The sequence below is a fragment of the Pandoraea sp. ISTKB genome (genome assembly GCF_001721285.1).
GTDB classification, from domain to species: Bacteria; Pseudomonadota; Gammaproteobacteria; order Burkholderiales; family Burkholderiaceae; genus Pandoraea; species Pandoraea capi.
On sequence record NZ_MAOS01000047.1, the window covers coordinates 1 to 21809 of the forward strand.

The window sequence follows — 21809 nt, forward strand, 5'->3', positions numbered from 1 at the left end:
TTCGCGCCGAGCGATTCGATCTGCTCGCGCACGGCCGGACGCACGTCCGACGCTTCAATGACCGCACCCAGACGCTTGGCCGTCGCGATGGCTTGCAAGCCTGCAACGCCAGCGCCCAGCACGACCAGACGCGCGGCCTTCACGGTGCCCGCAGCCGTCATGAGCATCGGCATGAAACGTTGATAGAGGTTCGCAGCGAGCATCACGGCCTTATAACCGGCGATGTTGGCCTGGGATGAGAGCACGTCCATGCTCTGCGCACGCGTAGTGCGCGGCGCAGCTTCGAGCGCGAAGCCGATGATGCCAGCGGCCGCCATGCGCGCGTTGTTCTCGGCATCGAACGGATTGAGCATGCCCACGACCACGGCGCCGCGGCGCATCTGGCCGATCTCCGTGACCGACGGGGCACGCACCTTCAGCACCATCTCCGCACCGAACGCTTCGGCAGCCGTGCCGCTCGACGCGCCCGCCGCGACATATGCCGCATCGGGTACGCTAGCCGCCTCTCCGGCGCCATGCTCCACGGTGACGCGATGCCCTGCGCCCACCAGCTTCTTCACCGTTTCCGGTGTGGCCGCGACGCGGGATTCGCCGCCGGCCGTCTCCTTTGGAATGCCAATATGCATAGTTATTGTCTCGGGGTCTGAGCCCCTGTCGTGTTGTGAAACTCAGGCCGCAACGGCTCTCGGCGCCAGCATCGAACGACCTTCATTGGCCGCTTCGAAGCAACGCACCTTGGTGCAGTGAATCAGGTCGCAAAGGAATTCCGGTTCGTAGGCGCGCAGCAGGTGCGGCTGATGGCCGTCGAGGTAAGCCCCGATCAACACCAGCTCGGCCATGCGCAACGCCTGCGCCGAAGCGCCTTCGAGATACGCCAGCGGCAAATCCTGGTTACCGGTGGTGTGCAACAAACGGGTGTAGGTGTGGTTATCCCAATACCAGTCCAGACCCAGTTCGACGAATGCGTTGTTGAACGCATGCAGATGAGCGTTGGCAACCGGTGCCAGGGCGGCGGGTTTGATGTGCGTTTCGATGACCGACATGATGGCGTCTCCCAAAGAGTGATCGTCCAAACCCGCGTGGCGCCTGACGTGAGCGCGTTGCCTTTGCTGGTTCTCGCCGGGCAATTTGCCTGACGCTTCACCGGCTGTTACGCGCTGCTTCTACATTTTTCGCTTTGTCGTCACACCACTTTCATGCGGGCTGCCATTGCAGATTACGCAGCCCGACATATAAAAGACAGTTAAAGTTAATTATGCAAACCATCAACGATTACTTATACTTCGCGAAGACGGTGGTGCGAACACACGACACGTCGTAGCGCATCGCTCACCTCCTTCCCAAACGAACCTCCGCCGCATGAAACACGCCACGCTCCGCCAGTTGAAAGTCTTCGAAGCCGTGGCGCGCCATCTGAGCTTCTCGCGCGCCGCCGAAGAACTTCACCTCACGCAACCGGCCGTCTCGACACAGGTCAAGCAACTTGAGACACACGCCGGACTTCCGCTCTTCGAGCAACTGGGCAAGAAGATCTTCCTGACGCCGGCGGGCAACGAGATGCTTCACTACAGCCGCGCGATCATTGCCCTGTTCCGCGAAACCGAAGAGGCGATGGATCACCTCAAGGGCATTACGGGCGGCAAGCTCAACGTGGCTGTCATCAGCGCAGGCGACTACTTTTTCCCTCGCCTGCTCGCCGCATTCACCGTGCGCCACCCCGGCGTCACCCTCAATCTCACGGTGCATAACCGCGAGGAACTGCTGCATCAACTCACCGAAAACCTGACCGATCTGGCGGTGATGGTGCGTCCGCCCCACGAAATCGATACGATCAACGAAGCCTTCGCGCCGCACCCGTACATCATCGTGGCACCGCCCGGCCATGCATTGGCTGGTCAGAAACAGATTCCGTTTTCACGGCTGGCGCAAGAACCGTTCATCAGCCGCGAGCGCGGGTCCGACACCTGGAATTCCCTGCAAGACGCCTTCGGTCATCGCACCCAGCAACTGAAGATCGCGATGGAGATCGCCAGCACCGAAACCATCAAGCAGGCGGTGATTGCGGGCATGGGCGTCAGCTTCCTGTCCGCACATACCGTCGGCATGGAATTGCAGACGGGCCAGTTGACGGTGCTCGACGTGCAGGGCTTTCCGGCGTGGCAAAGCTGGTACGTCGTACATCGCCGCAGCAAACGATTGCCGCCGGTCGCGCTCGCCTTCCGTCAGTTCCTGCTCTCCGAAGGCGCCGCATTGATCGACGGCATGATGGCCTACAAAAGCTCCGTGCCGCCGCCCGCAGGCAGCGACACGAAATAGGTCCCATCACTTGTCATGCCCGGGCAGATCGTTCCGGTCTGCCGAATGAAAAAGGGCGATCGACTCAGGCCATTGCCACCCCGGCCGACCACCGTGAAATCGGTTGCTCGCGATGCAGATCGCGCCCTGCGATCTGCCATCTGCGGTTTGTATGCCGGACTCAGCCGCCCATGCGGTTGGCCAGCGTGCCCAGTCCGTCGATGCTCACTTCCACCAGCGCGCCCTCTTTCATCGAGCCCACGCCGATCGACGTACCGACCGCGATCACGTCGCCGGGCAACAGCGTCATGTCCTGCGACAGGCGCACGACGAGTTGCCACGGATTGAAGATCATGTCGGCGAGCGGATAGCGCTGACGCTCGGTGCCGTCGAGCGTCGTGACGAGCTCCGCCTCGCGCCAGTCGAAGTCTTCGGCGATGACCGGGCCGAGGCAGCCGAACGTATCGAAGCCCTTGGCGCGCGTCCACTGTGCGAAGTTGCCGTCCTGCTCGATGATTTCAGCGGCCGTGACGTCGTTGACCAGCGTGTAGCCGAGGATGTAGTCGCGTGCCGCTTCCTCGCTCACGTGGCTCGCGCGCTTGCCGATCACGATGCCCAGCTCGCCCTCGAAGACGATCTTCCCGGCATACGACGCCGGACGGCGAATCACGCCCTCGGGACCGTTGAGCGTGGTGGCGGGCTTGATGAGAAACAGCGGATGCGACGGCGCGGCCTTGCCGAGCTTCGCGCCGAGCGCGTGAAAGTTGTTCCAGAGCGCCACGATTTTCGAGGGCTCGCAGGGACACAGCAGATCGACCGCGTCGCGCGCAATCGTTGCGCCCGTAGCGACGGGTTGATCGTAAAGATCGCCGCGATGTTCGAGAATGTGATCGCCCTGCAACAGGCCAAAGCCGATGCGGCCATGTGCGGTCTTGAAACGGGTCCAGAGCTTCATGCGTTTGCCATTCCTGTAGCGGTGAGGCGGCACGGCAGCGGCTGCCAGGCGCGCGCCTCACACGATGTCTTGAAGTCATTCACATCTGCCTCTTGCAGACACTTGCGACACTTTCGATTCGGGGCGGCCACTTGTCCTTTGCCGCGCCCGCTTGCGTGCTTAAGGTTGCGTGCTTAAGGGCGTGAGGTCGAGAGGTCGAATCCCCCGCGTGCGTCAGACCGCGCCGACTTCGCGCAGCGCCGAGATCTGCTGCGCGCTGTAGCCGAACTCCGAGAGCACGTCGTCGGTGTGCTCGCCGAGCAGCGGCGAACGTTCCACTTGCGTGGGGCTGTCCGAGAGCTTGATCGGGTTGCCGACGGTCAGGTACTTGCCGCGCTTCGGGTGATCGACTTCGACGATGGTGCCGGTCTCGCGCAGCGACATGTCCTCGGCGATTTCCTTCATCGAGAGAATCGGACCGCACGGAATGTCGTACTCGTTGAGAATGCCCATGACTTCGAACTTGGTCTTCGTCACGGTCCACTGTTCGACGGTGTCGAAGATCTCGCGCAGACGCGGCAAACGCGCGCGCGGCGTGGCGTAATCCGGATGCTCGACCCACTCGGGCTTGCCGATCACCTTGCAGATCGACCCCCACACCGGGGCCTGCGTGATGAAGTAGATGTAGGCGTTCGGGTCCGTCTCCCAGCCCTTGCACTTCAGGATCCAGCCCGGCTGGCCGCCACCCGACGCGTTACCGGCGCGCGGCACCGCGTCGCCGAATTCGCCGTTCGGGTACTGCGGATACTCTTCCATCACGCGCGCACGCTCCAGACGCTGCTGATCGCGCAACTTCACGCGGCACAGGTTCAGCACACCGTCCTGCATGGCGGCGAGCACGCGCTGGCCCTGACCGGTCATCGTGCGCTGATACAGCGCCGTGACGATGCCCAGCGCCAGATGCAGGCCCGTGCCGGAATCGCCGATTTGCGCGCCCGTCACCATGGGCGGGCCGTCGTCGAAACCGGTCGTGGATGCGGCGCCACCAACGCACTGCGCCACGTTCTCGTACACCTTGCAGTCCTGATACGGACCGGGGCCGAAACCCTTGACCGAGGCGACGATCATGCGCGGGTTGAGCGAGTGAATGTGTTCCCAGGTGAAGCCCATGCGATCGAGGGCGCCCGGTGCGAAGTTCTCCACGAGCACGTCGCAATCGCGAATCATGCGCTCGAGCACCGCCTTACCTTCCGGATGCTTCGTATCAAGCGTGATCGAACGCTTGTTGCTGTTGAGCATCGTGAAGTAAAGGCTGTCCGCGTCGGGAATGTCGCGCAACTGATCGCGCGTAACGTCGCCGTGACCCGCGCGTTCGATCTTGATCACGTCCGCGCCGAACCAGGCCAGCAACTGCGTACACGTTGGCCCGGACTGCACATGTGTGAAGTCGAGAATGCGCACACCTTCGAGTGCCTTTCCCATGGTTTGTCTCCTCCTGATGCGACGGCGTTTATGTAATTGGTATGCGAGGTGCGCCGCGAAAAACACGTGAGCGCCATGCCTTCCGATTGCAGCAATATCGCGAGCCTCGCCGGATCTGACGCAGGTCGTCGCCTCTTCGGGCGCCATCATCTGCATCGATCGAATCTTGTGATATACGGTATTTCATACACGATATTTTATCAACGGCTTTTTGTTGCCGATGCGTTTTGCTGTGTCGCGACATTTCTGGATCAAAATCGCCGAGAAGCCTATGAATAAAGGGACTCCGCATTGCAACAAGTCTGAAATTACCCCATCGGGCTAGGGGTTTACAGGCATGTGTCACCGCGATGAAAGTCAGGCGGTCGATCAGGGAGAGTTATCAATACCCTTTAAATATATTGAATACAAAATACCTATTAATCGCTCAGCTCGCCCGTTCCTTCGCTTAAAAAGCAAAAAAGCACCGGTGCGCATCTACGCATCGGTGCTTCTTTTCCATCCGTGGCGGACGAGTTACATCGGCTAACGCCGTCTCATGCGCGTCGCCAGGCTCACGACTTGCGCGGGCTCGTCATCGTCACGAGGATCAACTCGCCGTCGCGGCCAGCTTCGCTTCGAGTTCGGTCACGCGCTTGCGCAGCTGACGGTCTTCCTGAAAACGCGCCGTCTCGTCGCGAATCACGGCGACGATGCCGGTCACCTCACCCGCCGCGCCATGCAGCAAGGCCACGGTGAACGCAATCGACATGGCCCGGCCATCCTTGTGCGCAGCCGGCACCTTGAGCAGATCGCTACCGTACTTCGTCTGCCCCGTTTCCATCGTCTTGGCATAGCCCTCGTTGTGACGCGCGCGCAGCCGGTCGGGAATGATGATGTCGAGCGGCTGCCCGACAGCCTCCGCCGCCGAGAAGCCGAACATCTTCTCCGCGCCCGAATTCCACAGCGTGATGATGTTCGTGGGGTCGGCCACGACAATGGCGTCGCCTACGACCTGCACCAATTGATTGACGTCGACGGATGCGCTCATGGTGTCTCCAATAATCTTGTGGGGGAAATGCGATGGTCACGATTGGCATCGATGCCAAACATGCCAATAAATTACATCAATTAGAGGACAGCACGGTCCCGAAAATAAAAATGGGTGCAGCTCCGCACGGAACCGCACCCATGGACACCTCACCTGCGGCCGCCCACACCGTCACCGCCCGAAGGCAGTAACGGTGGGTGCGACATGACAGCGTTTGCCTGACGGCTAACGACTGAGCGAACTCAGACCGAACGTGCTGCGTGCAGATTCGCGATCTGGTCCTTGCTGTAACCCAGCTCGGACAGGATCTCGTCGGTGTGCTCACCCAGCAGCGGCGAGCCCGTGATTTCCGGCTTCAGACCCGAGAACTTGATCGGGCTGCCGACGGTCAGGTACGAACCACGTTCCTTGTGCGGCACTTCCACGATCGTGCCCGAAGCGCGCAGCGACGGATCGTTGGCGATTTCCTTCATGGACAGCACCGGTGCGCACGGAATGTCGAACTTGCGCAGGATGTCGACCGCTTCGTACTTCGTCTTGTCGGCCAGCCAGGCTTCGATGGTCGCGAAGATGTCGAAGATGTGCGGTTGACGGGCTTGTGCCGTGGCGTAGTTCGGATCGCTGATCCACTCCGGCTTGCCCAGTGCGCGGCAAATCGGCTCCCAGGCGTGACCCTGGATCGTGAAGTAGATGTAAGCGTTCGGGTCCGTTTCCCAGCCCTTGCACTTGAGCACCCAACCCGGCTGACCGCCACCGCCGGCGTTACCGCCACGCGGCACGACATCGCTGAACTCGCCATGCGGGTACTGCGGATACTCTTCGAGGTAGCCGACACGGTCCAGACGCTGCTGGTCGCGCAGCTTCACGCGGCACAGGTTGATGACCGAATCCTGCATCGAGACGGCCACCTTCTGACCACGGCCCGTCTGACCACGGCCGATGAGTGCCGTCAGAATACCGATGGCCAGGTGCATGCCGGTGTTGCTGTCGCCGAGCGCTGCGGCCGACACCGTGGGGGGGCCGTCCCAGAAACCCGTCGTCGAAGCGGCACCGCCTGCGCACTGCGCCACGTTTTCGTAGACCTTCAGGTCATCGTAGTGGTGGCCGTCCGAGAAGCCCTTGACCGATGCCACGATGAGCTTCGGGTTCAGTTCGTTCAGACGCTCCCACGTGAAGCCCATGCGGTCCAGCGCGCCCGGGGCGAAGTTCTCGACCAGAACGTCCGATTCCTTCACGAGCTTCTCGAGCACTTCCTTGCCTTCCGGCGTCTTCGTGTCCAGCGTCAGCGAGCGCTTGTTGCTGTTGAGCATCGTGAAGTACAAGGCATCGGCGTCGGGGATGTCGCGCAACTGGTTACGCGTCACGTCGCCCGAACCCGGGCGTTCCACCTTGATCACGTCAGCGCCGAACCATGCCAGCAGCTGGGTACAGGCCGGGCCAGCCTGCACGTGCGTGAAGTCGATGATCTTGATTCCTTCGAGGGGTTTGCTCATGTCATGTCTCCTTGATTGACTCAGCACTTACTTTTTCATCGCCGCGCTTTGCGGGTTCAGATTCGTCAGACGACCGCTTTCGGTACCGGCAGATTCGTCGATCACAGCGTTGATCAGGCTCGGCTTGCCCGCAGCGATGGATTCCTCCAGCGCCTTGATCAGCTCGGCCGGCGTGGTCACGTTGTAGCCAATGCCGCCGAAGGCTTCGATCATCTTGTCGTAGCGCGCGCCCTTGACGAACACCGTCGGGGCCACGTCCTTGCCGCCCGTCGGGTTGACGTCGGTGCCGCGATACACACCGTTGTTATTGAAGATGATGGTGGTGACCGGCAGGTCGTAACGGCAGATGGTTTCGAGTTCCATGCCGCTGAAGCCGAAGGCGCTGTCACCTTCGATGGCCACGACCGGCAGACCGCTGGTCACGGCCGCGCCGATGGCGAAGCCCATGCCGATCCCCATCACGCCCCAGGTACCCGAGTCGAAGCGCTTGCGCGGCTGGTACTGGTCGATGATCGCGCGGGCATAGTCGAGCGTGTTCGCGCCTTCGTTGACCAGGTTGATGTCCGGGTGCTTCTTCAGAACGTCGCGGATCGCGCCGAGCGCGCTGTGGAAGTTCATCGGCGACGGATTCTGGGCAAGCGTTGCCGCCATCTTCGCCAGGTTCTTGTTCTTGCGTTCCGCAATCGCGCCGGTCCATTCGGTCGACGGCTTGCCAAAGTTGGCATCCACGCCGGCGAGCAGCGCCTTGACGCACGAACCGATGTCACCGATCACGGGTGCCGCGATCGCCACGTTGCTGTCGATTTCCGTCGGCGAGATGTCGATCTGCACGAACTTCTTCGGTGCCGAACCCCAGGTCTTGCCCTTGCCGTGCGCGAGCAGCCAGTTCAGACGCGCGCCGATCAGCACGACGACGTCGGCTTCTTGCAGCACGAACGAGCGCGCGGCCGATGCCGATTGCTCATGCGTGTCGGGCAGCAGGCCCTTGGCCATCGACATCGGCAGGTACGGAATGCCAGTCTTCTCGATCAGTGCACGGATGTCTTCGTCGGCCTGAGCGTACGAAGCGCCCTTGCCCAACAGAATCAGCGGACGCTTGGCGCCCTTGATGACGTCGAGCGCGCGCTGGACGGCGTCTTGCGCCGGGATCTGACGCGGTGCGGCGTCGATCACGCGGATCAGCGAATCCTTGGCCTTCTGTGCGTCGATGGTCTGCGAGAGCAGCTTGGCCGGCAGATCCAGATAGACGCCGCCCGGACGACCGGACACGGCAGCACGGATAGCACGGGCCAGGCCGACGCCGATGTCTTCGGCATGCAGCACGCGGTAAGCGGCCTTGCAATACGGCTTGGCCGCATTGAGCTGATCCATTTCTTCGTAGTCGCCCTGCTGCAGGTCGACGATCTCACGCTCGCTCGAACCGCTGATGAGAATCATCGGGAAGCAGTTGGTCGTCGCGTTGGCGAGTGCCGTCAGGCCGTTCAGGAAGCCCGGTGCGGACACCGTCAGGCAAATGCCCGGCTTTTGCGTCATGTAGCCGGCGATAGCGGCGGCGTGACCTGCGTGCTGTTCATGGCGGAAGCCGATGAAGCGCAGGCCTTCGGCTTGCGCGAGGCGAGCCAGATCGGTGATGGGAATCCCCACCAGACCGAAGATGGTGTCGATGTCGTTCGCTTTCAGGGCATCGATGACCAGATGGAAGCCATCGGTCGTTGCTGCCTCGGACACGATGTTCGCGTGTCGGCTGTTGTCTTCGAGCGTGTCGTTTTCCGCCTTGCCGACTGGCACGGTCATCGCAATGGACATAATTCTCTCCTCCAATTTTTCCGGTTTCAGTGTTGCGTCGTCTTGTCTGACGATTAGTGGGTATTCCTGTACTGCTTCTCTACTTGTCCTTCCGGTCGTGCAATCGGGCCTTCAGTCATTCAGGGCCCTGATTGCACGCCGGTGAGACATGTTGCTAATCAAGCCAGCCAGTCTGCTTCCTGCTTAGTACTGCTTAACGTCAAGCTGACGTATCGAGTTCGCCTTACGTGGTGCTGCGGCTCAGGTCCGCGGCACGAGCGGTCGGCTCGTTCGACTCCGCCTTGTAGTCGCTGGCGTAACGCTGTGCCAGACGGGCACGCATCGGCTTGAGGACAAACAAGGCAAGGAAGGCAGCGAAGGCGTTCATGGCGCAAGCGATCATGAACACGGCCTGCCAGCTACCGGTCGACGTGGTGATGATGCTCGAGAAAGGCACCAGCAACGCGGCGGTCCCCTTCGCGGTGTACAGCATCCCCGCGTTGGTAGCGGCGTACTTCGAACCATACGTATCGGCACAGGTCGCCGGGAACAAGCTGTAGATCTCACCCCAGGCGAAGAACACCAGGCCGGTCAGGATCACGAACGCCACCGGGTGCTGGCCGAACTTCGCCAGTGCGTAAATCCCTGCGGCTTCCATCGCAAAGGCGATGAACATCGTGTTTTCCCGTCCGATCTTGTCCGAGATCCAGCCGAACACCGGACGCGTCACCCCGTTGAGCACACGGTCGATGGCCAGTGCGAAGGTGAGTGCGGGCAGCGTGAGGCCGAGAATCGAGACCGGTGCCTGATCCAGGCCGTAGTCCTTGGCGATCGGGCCGAGCTGAGCCGTGGCCATCAGACCGCCTGCGGCCATCAGCACGAACATCAGATACATCATCCAGAACACCGGGGAGCGCATGACTTCCGTCGGCTTGGCGTTGTAGCGCATCGCGCCCGGTGCCAGCTTCTTGAGCGCTTCGATCGACGCCGGCGGGTTGGCAAGCGCCAGACCCAGCAACAGCACGATGATCCCCTGGCCCAGACCGAAGGTCAGGAACGTGTTCTCGTAGCCGCTCGACTTGATCATGTTGGCGATCGGTACCACGGTCAGCGCCGAACCCGCGCCGAAACCGGCAGCGGTCAGGCCCGCGGCAAGACCGCGGCGATCCGGGAACCACTTCAGTGCGTTACCCACGCAGGTGCCATACACCGCACCAGCGCCGACACCGCCCACGGCCGCTGCGAAATACAGCATCGGCAGCGAAGACGCATAGGCGTTGAGCACCCATGCAATACCGCACAACAGACCGCCACCGACGACCACCGGGCGCGGGCCGAACTTGTCGACCAGATACCCTTCGATCGGCACCAGCCAGGTTTCCGTCACGACGAAAATCGTGAACGCCACCTGAATGGCCGTACGGCCCCAACCATACTTCTCATCGATCGGGTTGACGAACAGCGTCCACCCGTACTGCAAGTTGGCGATCATCGCCATGCAAATCACGCCGAACACGAGCTGAACCCAAGGGCTCGCGAACACGGATTGTTTGCCGTGTTGATTTGTCGTCTCCACTTTGTACCTCCTCCATCGGTTTTCAGTTGTTTGGCAGCTTCACAACAACAACACCTTCCGGATGGGGTCTATGCCCCCTGGGTATGCTTTACGAGGTCTTGGCCTCGTCGACTTGTCTCTGATGCTTACGGGTCCATTGCATTTCCCGTAAATATACCGAACGAAATATACGATATATCAGATATAAGTCAACACTAATTTATTGCTGTCCTCGTTTTCCTCCTCGCGTGCCGAAGTCGTTTTCGTCCATTGCAGCGACAACAACTCCGGCACGCGAGGCACTGTCCTAAGTGGCGGCTAGATACAGTAACGCAACTGTAGGACGGAGCGGCGCAACAACGCAATGCGAAAACACTAAGGAGTTAACCTGATCCGGGAACCTTACCCAATAAGGCCCTCAAGCCTTTTATATCGGGCTCCTTGGGATTTTTTAAAACGAGCACAAGGCGATATTCCTGTTATTTTTTCTCACAAGACATGCACCTCCCTCTTCCATCGCACCTGCTGTAACACGCCGTAATAATTCGTTTGCCAGCCCGCACCGGGCATTTCATAAATGCAATTGATCACCGCAACGCTCACACATGCGGAACGCCGTTTTTCGGGCGTCTGCGGGGAAACCATGAGGCCCAATACCCCAACAAGGCTTGGCGCTATTCTCCTTGTGATATACGATATACAACATTTGGTATTAGAAGAATAAAGAGAACACAAGCGGCCAGTACCAGGCCCAGGTTTCGATTCACTTTGGAGGGAGAGACTTCATGAAGATTTGCATCTATGGCGCTGGCGCCATCGGCGGCTATCTCGGCGTGCAACTCGCGCGCGCCGGAGCCGATGTCAGTCTGGTGGCGCGCGGACCGCATCTGGCGGCCATGCGCGAGAACGGACTCAAGTTGCTTATCGATGGCGAAGAGCGTGTCGCCCATCTGCGCTGCACGGACGATGCCCGCGAGCTCGGGCATCAGGATTACGTGATCATCGCGCTCAAGGCACACTCGGTCCCGTCGGTCCTCGACGCAATGCAGCCGTTGATCGGTCCGAATACGGCCGTGGTCACGGCCGTGAACGGCATTCCCTACTGGTACTTCTATAAGCACGGCGGTGCGCTCGAAGGCACGACGCTCGAAAGCATCGATCCGGGCGGTCGTCAGTGGCGCGAACTCGGCCCCGAGCGCGCCATCGGCTGCGTGGTCTATCCGGCCACGGAAGTCGTCGCACCGGGGGTGATCCAGCACGTCTACGGCAACAAGTTCCCGCTCGGCGAAGCCAGCGGCGAGCGCAGCGAGCGCGTGGAAAAGCTCTCGCAAATGATGATCGCCGGCGGGCTCGATGCCCCGATTCGCGAAAACATCCGCGACGAGATCTGGCTCAAGCTGTGGGGCAACCTCTGCTTCAACCCGATCTCCGCGCTCACGCATGGCACGCTCGACATCATCGCCAGCGATCCGGGTACCCGCGCCGTGGCGCGCGCCATGATGCTCGAAGCCAAAACCATCGGCGACAAGTTCGGCGTGCACTTCCGGGTGGATGTCGAGCGCCGCATCAATGGCGCGGGCGCCGTCGGCGCGCACAAGACGTCGATGCTTCAGGATCTCGAACGTGATCGCGCGATGGAAATCGATCCGTTGGTGTCCGTCGTGCAGGAGATGGGGCGGCTGGCCAATGTGCCCACGCCGACGCTCGACGTCGTGCTGGCCCTCATCAAGCAGCGCGAATTCATGACGAAACCCGATGCGGTCGCGGCGGCGCAGGAGCGTCTGGCCAAAGCGGCTTAAGAGGCATAAGCGAAGTAAGCGGCAATGTCCGTCGTGAGTGGTATCTCGGCATTTTGGTCATCGTCGACATCACCCGTGATATCGCGCCAACGCAGGCAAGTCTGCTTTTCCCGGCGTCGGTCGACGCCGGCGTTGTTTCCAGGAGACACCGGACGCGCAAGGCAAGTCATCGCGCCTCACCGGATGACTCACTGACTATTTATATAGAGGGCGATGCGGCGGGACCGAAAAATCCCGCGCACCCCCACCCTGCAATCGCTCACACGCGCCGCCACCGGACCTCCGGTCGCGGCCGATTTTTTGCCGGAAACACGGCCGTTGTCCGGGACATGCAGGCATTACCGGATGTGGTTTCGCGGCAACGCAATAACGTGCATTCGCCCCACCCCGAAAGCGTGATCCGAACCATGAAAAACTGCGTGCGCCCCTGGCGTCCCGAAATCCGCACCATTGCAAGCCTGACGGCCTTCCGAGGAGGTTCATCGCCATCACCGACCTGATCCGACCCGCCCAGCACTATCGGAAAAAGAGACAAATCCGAGCCGTGTAAGCGCAGTGTGACGTGAAGAACGTCCCGAAAAACGATAAATTTTGATATTCGGTATGTAGTATATCTTGAGACTTGTTGCGGCGCGACATACAATGCAAAGCAAGTTCTCCCCCACATTACTACTCGTCAACTTTTATCTGGAGTCTCACCATGTTAGTCGCTGCCCTTACTCTGCTTGCCCTGGCTTCCGCCCTCGCCGCCGGTGTCGCGATGGTTCATCTGTTCGTCGCTCTGCCCGCCAAGATGCTCGAAAAGGCCGAAACGAATGGCCGTTTCGCTTACCTGGCGGAAACCACGCAGGCAAACGAATCGGGTAAACTCGTCACGAAGCCGGCCACCATCGTGGGGCAGCAAGCATTGCGCCTCTGAAGGGGCCGTAATACCTAGGAGACTATTGCATGTCCCTGATCACCCCAACTCCGGTGCGCGTGACGCCACTCGCACTGGAGCCGATCGACACCACTACGAGTTTTCGTAATCAGGCGTATGCGCTGCTGAAAAAAGCCATCGCCGACGCGGACATCTATAACCAGAAGGAAGAAATTCGCCTGGATGAGCGCCAGCTCATCCAGGTGCTTGGCGTTTCACGCACCCCGATTCGCGAAGCCATGACCTTGCTGGAACAAGAAGGTTTTCTCCGCACGGTGCCACGCCGGGGCATCTTTATCATCCGCAAGACCAAGCGCGAAATCGTGGAGATGATTCAGATGTGGGCCGCCCTCGAAGGGATGTCCGCGCGTCTGGCCACGCTGAATGCGAGCGACGAAGAGATCGCCAAGCTGCGTCATCTGTTCGACGAGTTCGTCAATGCGCCGCCGACCGATCACATCGAAGAGTATTCGGACGCGAACATCGACTTCCACCAGGCACTGATCAATCTCGGCGGCTCGCAAGCGATCGCCAACACGATCAAGAACCTGTTCATTCACGTGCGCGCCATCCGCAAGGTGACGATCGCTCAGAACGACCGGGCAGCGCGCTCGATCGTCGATCACCTGAAGATCATCACCGCGCTCGAAAAGCGTGATACGGAACTCGCCGAGAAGCTCGCGCGCGACCACACCCTCGGGCTGGCCGCCTTCGTCGAAGAACACTGCGACTTCCTCGAATAAGCGACTGACCGCGCTGAGCGCTCCGAGCGCTCAAGCGGCGCACCTGCGCGCCGCGTAAGAAAGCCAGCGACACCTCACGGTCGCTGGCTTTTTTCTTTGGCTCGCCGCACGCGTTCGCGTCCCTCTGCGGCATGACGTTTGCACCGTCGCCATCCCTTGTCGCGCACCGCTTTTCCCCCGTATTTCTCCCTCCCGGAACTCCGGGTAAACGATCCCGCAAATCCACTTGTCGAGCTATTGCACGTATACCGTATATGATATATCGTGTTTCACATACTGACCGAAGGTTGACGAAGTAAGCAACGGGCGAGAGGCCGAGCCCGTGCGACATATGGTGGGGGCTATGTGTCGCACGTTCATACGGCGTCGCGCTGATCGCTAGACCCGAGCAGCGTCGCCGCATGCGACCAATGGGTCTCTCGCCCCGGGGCAGGAAAAGAACATATAACCACCCTCAGGTGCGCGGTCCCCTCAGTGCACCAAACAGGAGACATCAGCCATGCGCGAGGCTTTTTCCATCGCGACGGTGCAAGCGATTCTGGACACTCATGCAGCTCAGGAAGGCCCCCTTCTGCCGATCCTCCATGACGTTCAGGAAGCTTTCGGCTACGTTCCCCCGGATGCCGTGTCCGTCATCGCCAACGCCCTCAACCTGTCACGCGCCGAAGTGCATGGCGTGATCACGTTCTATCACCACTTCCGTACCAGCCCGCCGCCGCGACACGTCGTTCAGATCTGTCGCGCCGAGGCATGTCAGAGCATGGGCGCCGATGCACTCGTGGCGCACGCCGAACGCGTGCTGGGTTGCGCGATGCACAGCCACAGCGGCGATGTCGCACTCGAACCCGTGTTTTGCCTCGGGCAGTGCGCCACCTCCCCCGCCATCACCATCGACGACAAGCTGCACGCGCGCGTCACCCCCGAGAAATTCGACCGTCTGGTCGCCCGCGCCAAGGATGCCGTATGAGCCAGTCCCCGAACGCCAGCAAGGTGCGCCTCTATCTGCCGCGTGACTCTGCCGCCCTCGCGCTGGGCGCGGACGAAGTCGCCGAGGCCATCACGGCACAAGCTGCACAGCGCGGCATCGACATCGAGCTGGTGCGCAACGGCACGCGCGGCATGCTCTGGCTCGAACCGCTGCTCGAAGTCGTCACGCCCGCCGGTCGTGTCGCTTACGGTCCGGTGGAGGTCGATGATGTCGCCAGCCTGTTCGACGCCAACGTCACCGCCGGCGGCGATCACCCGCTCGCCCTCGGCCTGACCGAAGAGATTCCGTACTTCAAGAAGCAGGAACGTCTGACGTTCGCCCGCGTGGGCATCACCGATCCCGTCTCGGTCGACGACTACGTCGCGCACGACGGCTATCGCGGTCTGCGCAACGCCCTTGCACTGGACGGCGCGGCCATCGTCACGCAAGTCACCGACTCCGGCCTGCGCGGTCGTGGCGGTGCAGCGTTCCCGACCGGCATCAAATGGAAGACGGTGCTGAACACGCCCGCTGCGCAAAAGTACATCGTCTGCAACGCCGACGAAGGCGATTCGGGCACGTTCGCCGACCGTATGCTGATGGAAGGCGATCCGCTCGTGCTCGTGGAAGGCATGACGATTGCCGGTGTCGCCGTGGGTGCGACTCGCGGCTATATCTACGTTCGCAGCGAGTATCCGCACTCGATCGACGTGTTGAACGAAGCCATCGTCAACGCCAACAAGGCGGGCTATCTCGGCGAGAACATTCTCGGTTCGGGCAAGACCTTCCACCTCGAAGTGCGCAAGGCGGCCGGCGCGTACGTCTGCGGCGAAGAAACGGCGCTCCTCGAGAGTCTCGAAGGCAAGCGCGGTGTGGTGCGCGCCAAGCCGCCGCTGCCCGCGATCGAAGGCCTCTTCGGCTTGCCGACGGTCATCAACAACGTGATCTCGCTGGCGTCGGTGCCGATCATCATGGATCGTGGCGCCGACTTCTACAAGAACTTCGGCATGGGCCGCTCGCGCGGCACGCTGCCGATCCAGCTCGCAGGCAACATCAAATACGGCGGCCTCATCGAGAAGGCTTTCGGCGTGACGCTGCGCGAAATCCTGTACGACTACGGCGGCGGCGCCATCACCGGACGCCCGCTGCGCGCGGTGCAGGTCGGCGGCCCGCTCGGCTCCTATCTGCCCGAATCGCAGTGGGACACGCCACTCGACTACGAAGCATTCGCTGCGCACTGGGCCGTGCTCGGCCACGGCGGCATCGTGGCGCACGACGACACCGTCGATCTCGCCAAGCTCGCCCGCTACGCGATGGAGTTCTGCACCATCGAATCGTGCGGCAAGTGCACGCCGTGCCGCATCGGCTCGACGCGCGGCGTCGAAGTGATGGACAAGATCATCGACGGTCGCGACCGTCCCAAGCAGATCAAGCTGCTGCGCGACCTGTGCGACACGATGCTCAACGGCTCGCTGTGCGCCATGGGCGGCATGACGCCCTACCCCGTGCTATCTGCGCTGAATCATTTCCCAGAAGACTTCGGCGCGGCCGAATCGTCGAACCTGCCGACCAAGGCCGCCTAGGAGACCCCCGATCATGATGGACCCGATGTTTGAGAAGGATTACGGCACCCCGCGCCGTGAATCGACGAAGGAAGTCACGCTGGAGATCGACGGCGAGCAGATCACCGTGCCTGCGGGCACGTCGATCATGCGCGCGGCGTCCGAAGGCGGCGTGAACGTCCCCAAGCTGTGCGCGACCGACTCGCTGGAACCGTTCGGCTCGTGCCGTCTGTGTCTGGTCGAAATCGAAGGCCGTCGCGGCTTCCCCGCGTCGTGCACCACGCCGGTCGAACCCGGCATGAAAGTGCGCACGCAATCGCCGAAGCTCCAGGAACTGCGCAAGGGCGTGATGGAGCTTTACATCTCCGATCACCCGCTCGACTGCCTCACGTGCGCCGCCAACGGCGACTGCGAATTGCAGGACATGGCCGGCGTCACGGGCCTGCGCGAAGTGCGCTACGGCTTCGACGGCGCGAACCACTTCGACAGCGAGAAGGACGAGTCGAACCCCTACTTCACCTACGACGCCTCGAAGTGCATCGTCTGTAACCGCTGCGTGCGCGCCTGCGAGGAAACCCAGGGCACGTTCGCGCTGACGATCTCGGGTCGCGGCTTCGAAGCGCGCGTCTCGCCGGGTCAGGACCAGCCGTTCATGGATTCGGAATGCGTGTCGTGCGGCGCCTGCGTGGCCGCCTGCCCGACCGCGACGTTGCAGGAAAAGTCGGTGATCCATCTCGGTCAGGCCGAGCACGCCAAGATCACCACCTGCGCCTATTGCGGCGTGGGCTGCTCGTTCAAGGCGGAGATGAAGGGCAACGAAGTCGTGCGCATGGTGCCGCACAAGGACGGTCAGGCCAACGAAGGCCATGCCTGCGTGAAGGGCCGCTTCGCCTGGGGCTACGCCACGCACAAGGACCGCATTCTCACGCCCAAGATCCGCAAGAAGATCACCGATCCGTGGCAGGAAGTGTCGTGGGACGAAGCGCTCGATTACGCGGCATCCGAATTCAAGCGCATTCAGGCCAAGTACGGACGTGACTCCATCGGCGGCCTCGTGTCGTCGCGTTGCACGAACGAAGAAGACTACCTCGTGCAGAAGCTGGTGCGCGCCGCGTTCGGCAACAACAACGTCGACACCTGCGCCCGTGTCTGCCACTCGCCGACCGGCTACGGCCTGAAGGCCACGCTTGGCGAATCGGCCGGGACGCAAACGTTCAAGTCGGTCGAGCATTCCGACGTGATTCTCGTGATGGGTGCGAACCCGACTGACGGTCACCCGGTGTTCGGCTCGCGCATGAAGAAGCGTCTGCGCGAAGGCGCAAAGCTGATCGTGATCGACCCGCGCCGTATCGATCTGGTCAAGAGCCCGCACATCAAGGCCGAGTATCACTTGCAACTGCGCCCGGGCACGAACGTCGCCATGGTCAACGCGCTGGCGCACGTGATCGTCACCGAAGGCCTGATGGCCGACGACTTCATCGCCGAGCGTTGCGAAGACCGTGCCTTCCAGCAATGGCGCGACTTCATCTCGCGTGCCGAGAACTCGCCGGAAGCCACGGAAGTCCAGACCGGCGTGCCGGCGCATCTCGTGCGCGGTGCGGCGCGTCTGTACGCCACCGGCGGCAACGCAGCGATTTACTACGGTCTGGGTGTCACGGAGCACGCGCAAGGCTCGACGACGGTGATCGGCATCGCCAACCTGTCGATGGTCACCGGCAACATCGGTCGTGAAGGCGTGGGCGTGAACCCGCTGCGCGGTCAGAACAACGTGCAGGGCTCGTGCGACATGGGCGCCTTCCCGCACGAACTGCCGGGCTACCGTCACGTGTCGGATTCGAGCGCACGTGCGCTGTTCGAAGCCGAATGGGGCGTCGAGCTGCAAGCCGAGCCGGGCCTGCGCATTCCGAACATGTTCGACGCCGCGCTCGCAGGCACCTTCATGGGCCTGTACTGCCAGGGCGAAGACATCGTGCAGTCGGACCCGAACACGCAACACGTCACGCATGCGCTTGAGCAGATGGAGTGCATCGTGGTGCAGGACATCTTCCTGAACGAAACCGCGAAGTATGCCCACGTGCTGCTGCCGGGTTCGTCGTTCCTGGAAAAGGATGGCACGTTCACCAACGCCGAGCGTCGTATCTCGCGCGTGCGTCAGGTCATGCCGCCGCGCGCCGGTTACGCCGACTGGGAAGTGACGATCCAGCTCGCGAAGCGTTTGGGCTACGAGATGAACTACTCGCACCCGTCGGAAATCATGGACGAGATCGCGCGTCTCACGCCGACGTTCACGGGCGTGAGCTACGAAAAGCTCGATCGCCTGGGCAGCGTGCAATGGCCGTGTAACGAGGAAGCGCCGGAAGGCACGCCCGTCATGCACATCGACGAGTTCGTGCGCGGCAAGGGCAAGTTCCTCATCACGCAGTACGTGCCGACGGACGAAAAGGTCACGCGCCGCTTCCCGCTCATCCTCACGACCGGGCGGATTCTGTCGCAGTACAACGTCGGGGCACAGACGCGTCGTACGGACAACAACTACTGGCACGGCGAAGACCGTCTCGAAGTGCATCCGCACGACGCCGAAGAGCGCGGTATCAAGGACGGCGACTGGGTCGGCATCCAGAGCCGTGCGGGCGAGACGGTGCTGCGCGCGATCGTGAGCGACCGCATGCAGCCGGGCGTGGTGTACACGACGTTCCACTTCCCGGAATCGGGGGCAAACGTTATCACCACGGACAACTCGGACTGGGCGACGAACTGCCCCGAGTACAAGGTCACGGCCGTGCAGGTCACGCCGGTGGCGCAGCCGTCGGAATGGCAGCGTCGGTACTCGGACTTCAACCGTCAGCAGGAAGCCTTCCTCGGTCACGCGCAAACGGAAGCCAGCCCGAACTGAGGACGCGACGAACGTCGCAACTTACGCAGTCATGTAGTGACGCAACAAAGCGCGCGGTCTCGTCGAATGACGATGCCGCGCGCGGCAAGGAACAATCCGCGTCCGACGCCGGGAGGGCTGCATAGTGCCGGCGAGCCTCACCGTCGAATGCCAACGGACGGTGCGGCGGACGCGAGATTGGCCATACCCGCAGGGACTCACGCAAGCGCACGCAAACGCACGCCAACACTTCGCAGCAGAACGATCACAGGGGACGAGACAGCACATGGACACCGACAATCTGGTCAAGATGGCCAATCAGATCGGGGATTTTTTCGAGACGATGCCCGATCGCAGCGAAGCGCTCGAGAACATCGCGGGCCACCTGCGCCGCTTCTGGGCGCCGCGTATGCGCATGACGATTCTCGAACACCTCGAAGCGACCGACGGCCACGGCATGCGTGAGATCGTCGTGGCGGCGATCACCGCACATCGCGCCGAACTGTGGCCGCGTGCCTGAGTCAGGCGCCGAGCTTGATGAGTACCGCACCGCCGACCACGAGGCTGCAAGCCACGAGCCGGCGGGCGTTGAGTTTTTCTCGCAGGAACAGCCAGCCCAGCAGCACCGCGAAGATGGCGCTCGACTCGCGCAGCGCCGACACCACACCCATCGGCAGGTATTGCAGCGCGAAGACCACCATGCCGTAAGCGCACGGCGCGACGATCCCCGCGCCCAGCGCCTCGGCCACCCTGCGTGGCGGCGCGAGGAACATGCCGCGCCATCCGCCGCGTAACGTCCACACCGCCCCCACGAGCGGCACCCCTGCACACAGATACGCCCACGCGATATAGGCGAAACCGTTGCCGTTCGACAGGCGCACGCCGAAGCCATCGATGATGGTATAGGCCGCGATGAACACACCGGTCAGCAAGGCGGCGGGCACGCTATCGCCGGAGAAGCGCCGCCCGCGCAAGGCAAGCGAGAGAATGCCCGCACAGATGCAGACAATGCCCGCGACGGCAATCCAGCGAGGCATCTCTCCGGCCAGCAGCAGCGCCGCCCCCGAAATGAGCAACGGGGAGATGCCGCGCGCGATGGGATAGATCTGCCCGAACTCCCCGACGCGATACGCACGAATGAGCGCCGCCGTGTACGCCACCTGCGCGCACGCGGATAGTGCGATGAGCGGCCAGACCTGCATCGGCGGTGCGGGCAGCAAGGCGATACCGATGAGCGCGGCGATCAACTGCGGCACCGCCATCATGCCGACTTGCCAGACACGATCAGGACTTGCGTGGAGGAAGGCGTTCCAGGTGGCGTGCATCAGCGCTGAGAGCAGCACCAGTAGCACGATGGGTGTGGTGGTCATGTCGATCCGAACGCGGCGGGATGTCGGAAAACGACTGACAACGTCGGCGTCCGACCGGGGGCAAAGGCGTCATTGTCGCAGCGCTCGCGTGTTTGCCATAGAGCCAGCCGTCTCGATTCCCGCCGGGCCAGACACCACAGAAAGTTGTCCACACCCTTTGTGGATAACCCACTGGATAACCTGACACCGTCTTCCCGAACGCCCCGTGAACAGGGGCTGTCAAGAGCCTTGCTCAAAAAACGATCAGGCGCGGAACAAATATTCGGCTTGACGGTCTGCCCCCTCCCTGCTCAACGGCCTGATCCCTCGTTTGCCGACAGATCGGGCTCCTTCTTACTTTCTGTGGGACAAAGCACACTCATGCATCGCCCTTTGCATCGTCCTTTGCAGCAGGCGACTGCGGCACCGCGCGCAGCGCTGCGACCACCTTGCCCTGACCAAACCCGGCCTCCGGCGCCTTCTGCAACGCCAGCAGGTATCGCTCACCGAACTCCTTGTCCGTGTGGCGGAACAGCTTCGCCGCTTCGTCGGCGAGGGCAATACCCGCGTCGTGCTGCGGCGGCTCCTGCTCCTGCCACTCGTCAAGTGCGACGATCAGTCGCGAGAGCGGATCGAGCCAGCGGAACCATGGGTCCTCGGTGAACAGTTGCACGAAGCGGCCGGTCGGTACGGGACCGAAAACTGCTTCGTATTGCTGACGGTCATAGTCGATCAGCACCTTGTGCTGGGCAAGCAGCGCCGTGCGCAGCGCCTTCATGGCGGCAATCTGGGCGGCACTGGCCGGTGTGGTTTCGGTCGGTTCGGTCATCTATCGCCCCGGGAACGTCAGAAAGGTTAGGAAACGGAATTGGAAAGCGTCTTACACGCACTTTAGGACTTAGCCCATAGCCAACAGACGTCTGGATCACGATACTACACGGGTCTTGCAAACACCTCGCGAGACCAGGCTTTCACTTCCCCGTGGGAGGCCTGCTTCCTCACCCGCCAACCCGGCGGGTTTTTT

General features: G+C 61.9%; 18 protein-coding genes and 1 pseudogene. 9 read left to right on the top strand and 10 right to left on the bottom strand.

Annotated features, from left to right (window positions below; genetic code table 11):
- Together A9762_RS18130 and A9762_RS18135 are read right to left on the bottom strand one after the other, a co-directional pair.
- Positions 1–626 (bottom strand): annotated as a pseudogene (locus tag A9762_RS18130) (NAD(P)(+) transhydrogenase (Re/Si-specific) subunit alpha); the annotation flags it as partial.
- A 42-nt stretch (positions 627–668) separates the two neighbouring features.
- Positions 669–1043 carry a hypothetical protein gene (locus A9762_RS18135; RefSeq protein ID WP_069343417.1) on the bottom strand — a complete coding sequence of 125 codons (375 nt, stop codon included), beginning with the start codon at positions 1041–1043 and terminating at the stop codon, positions 669–671.
- Between the two features lie 316 nt (positions 1044–1359).
- Between A9762_RS18135 and A9762_RS18140 the strand changes: the two genes are divergently transcribed.
- Positions 1360–2316 (top strand): LysR family transcriptional regulator, encoded by a 957-nt coding sequence (locus A9762_RS18140; RefSeq protein ID WP_069343418.1) that lies wholly within the window; start codon positions 1360–1362, stop codon positions 2314–2316.
- Positions 2317–2476: 160 nt separating this feature from the next.
- On the opposite strand, the gene A9762_RS18145 is transcribed toward A9762_RS18140, so the two are convergent.
- The 6 genes from A9762_RS18145 to oxlT form a co-directional block, all read right to left on the bottom strand.
- Entirely contained in the window at positions 2477–3250 is a 774-nt protein-coding gene (locus tag A9762_RS18145; RefSeq protein WP_069343419.1) for a fumarylacetoacetate hydrolase family protein, read from the bottom strand.
- A gap of 213 nt (positions 3251–3463) precedes the next feature.
- A complete protein-coding gene (gene frc / locus A9762_RS18150) occupies positions 3464–4711 on the bottom strand; it encodes a formyl-CoA transferase (protein WP_069343420.1) in 1248 nt (415 codons plus the stop codon).
- Positions 4712–5300: 589 nt separating this feature from the next.
- Positions 5301–5741: a PAS domain S-box protein gene (locus tag A9762_RS18155; RefSeq protein WP_069343421.1), complete on the bottom strand. Its 441-nt coding sequence runs from the start codon at positions 5739–5741 to the stop codon at positions 5301–5303.
- Positions 5742–5983: 242 nt separating this feature from the next.
- Positions 5984–7234 carry a formyl-CoA transferase gene (frc, locus tag A9762_RS18160; RefSeq protein ID WP_069343422.1) on the bottom strand — a complete coding sequence of 417 codons (1251 nt, stop codon included), beginning with the start codon at positions 7232–7234 and terminating at the stop codon, positions 5984–5986.
- Positions 7235–7261: 27 nt separating this feature from the next.
- On the bottom strand, positions 7262–9040 hold the full coding sequence (gene oxc / locus A9762_RS18165; protein ID WP_240493619.1) for an oxalyl-CoA decarboxylase: 1779 nt from the start codon (positions 9038–9040) through the stop codon (positions 7262–7264).
- A 223-nt stretch (positions 9041–9263) separates the two neighbouring features.
- Positions 9264–10595: an oxalate/formate MFS antiporter gene (oxlT, locus tag A9762_RS18170; RefSeq protein ID WP_069343423.1), complete on the bottom strand. Its 1332-nt coding sequence runs from the start codon at positions 10593–10595 to the stop codon at positions 9264–9266.
- Between the two features lie 764 nt (positions 10596–11359).
- Here oxlT and A9762_RS18175 point away from each other — a divergent pair.
- The 8 genes from A9762_RS18175 to A9762_RS18205 all read left to right on the top strand — a co-directional run bounded on the left by A9762_RS18175 (position 11360) and on the right by A9762_RS18205 (position 19956).
- Positions 11360–12373, top strand: coding sequence for a 2-dehydropantoate 2-reductase (locus A9762_RS18175; protein WP_069343424.1), 1014 nt, complete (start codon positions 11360–11362; stop codon positions 12371–12373).
- Between the two features lie 53 nt (positions 12374–12426).
- On the top strand, positions 12427–12873 hold the full coding sequence (locus A9762_RS29100; RefSeq protein WP_139133285.1) for a hypothetical protein: 447 nt from the start codon (positions 12427–12429) through the stop codon (positions 12871–12873).
- Between the two features lie 200 nt (positions 12874–13073).
- Complete coding sequence (locus A9762_RS18180) at positions 13074–13292, top strand: hypothetical protein (RefSeq protein WP_069343425.1); 219 nt, start codon at positions 13074–13076, stop codon at positions 13290–13292.
- Between the two features lie 29 nt (positions 13293–13321).
- Entirely contained in the window at positions 13322–14035 is a 714-nt protein-coding gene (locus tag A9762_RS18185) for a GntR family transcriptional regulator (RefSeq protein WP_069343426.1), read from the top strand.
- A 499-nt stretch (positions 14036–14534) separates the two neighbouring features.
- Positions 14535–15002, top strand: coding sequence for a formate dehydrogenase subunit gamma (locus A9762_RS18190; RefSeq protein WP_069343427.1), 468 nt, complete (start codon positions 14535–14537; stop codon positions 15000–15002).
- Positions 14999–16585 (top strand): NADH-quinone oxidoreductase subunit NuoF, encoded by a 1587-nt coding sequence (locus A9762_RS18195; RefSeq protein WP_069343428.1) that lies wholly within the window; start codon positions 14999–15001, stop codon positions 16583–16585. The genes A9762_RS18190 and A9762_RS18195 overlap by 4 nt, the downstream gene beginning before the upstream one ends.
- A gap of 13 nt (positions 16586–16598) precedes the next feature.
- Positions 16599–19457 carry a formate dehydrogenase subunit alpha gene (gene fdhF, locus A9762_RS18200; protein WP_069343429.1) on the top strand — a complete coding sequence of 953 codons (2859 nt, stop codon included), beginning with the start codon at positions 16599–16601 and terminating at the stop codon, positions 19455–19457.
- A gap of 265 nt (positions 19458–19722) precedes the next feature.
- On the top strand, positions 19723–19956 hold the full coding sequence (locus A9762_RS18205) for a formate dehydrogenase subunit delta (RefSeq protein WP_069343430.1): 234 nt from the start codon (positions 19723–19725) through the stop codon (positions 19954–19956).
- Between the two features lies 1 nt (position 19957).
- Here A9762_RS18205 and A9762_RS18210 read toward each other — a convergent pair whose 3' ends face one another.
- Together A9762_RS18210 and A9762_RS18215 are read right to left on the bottom strand one after the other, a co-directional pair.
- Positions 19958–20806, bottom strand: coding sequence for an EamA family transporter (locus A9762_RS18210; RefSeq protein ID WP_069343431.1), 849 nt, complete (start codon positions 20804–20806; stop codon positions 19958–19960).
- 358 nt (positions 20807–21164) lie between these two features.
- Entirely contained in the window at positions 21165–21614 is a 450-nt protein-coding gene (locus A9762_RS18215) for a hypothetical protein (RefSeq protein WP_069343432.1), read from the bottom strand.
- Positions 21615–21809: the final 195 nt, after the last annotated feature.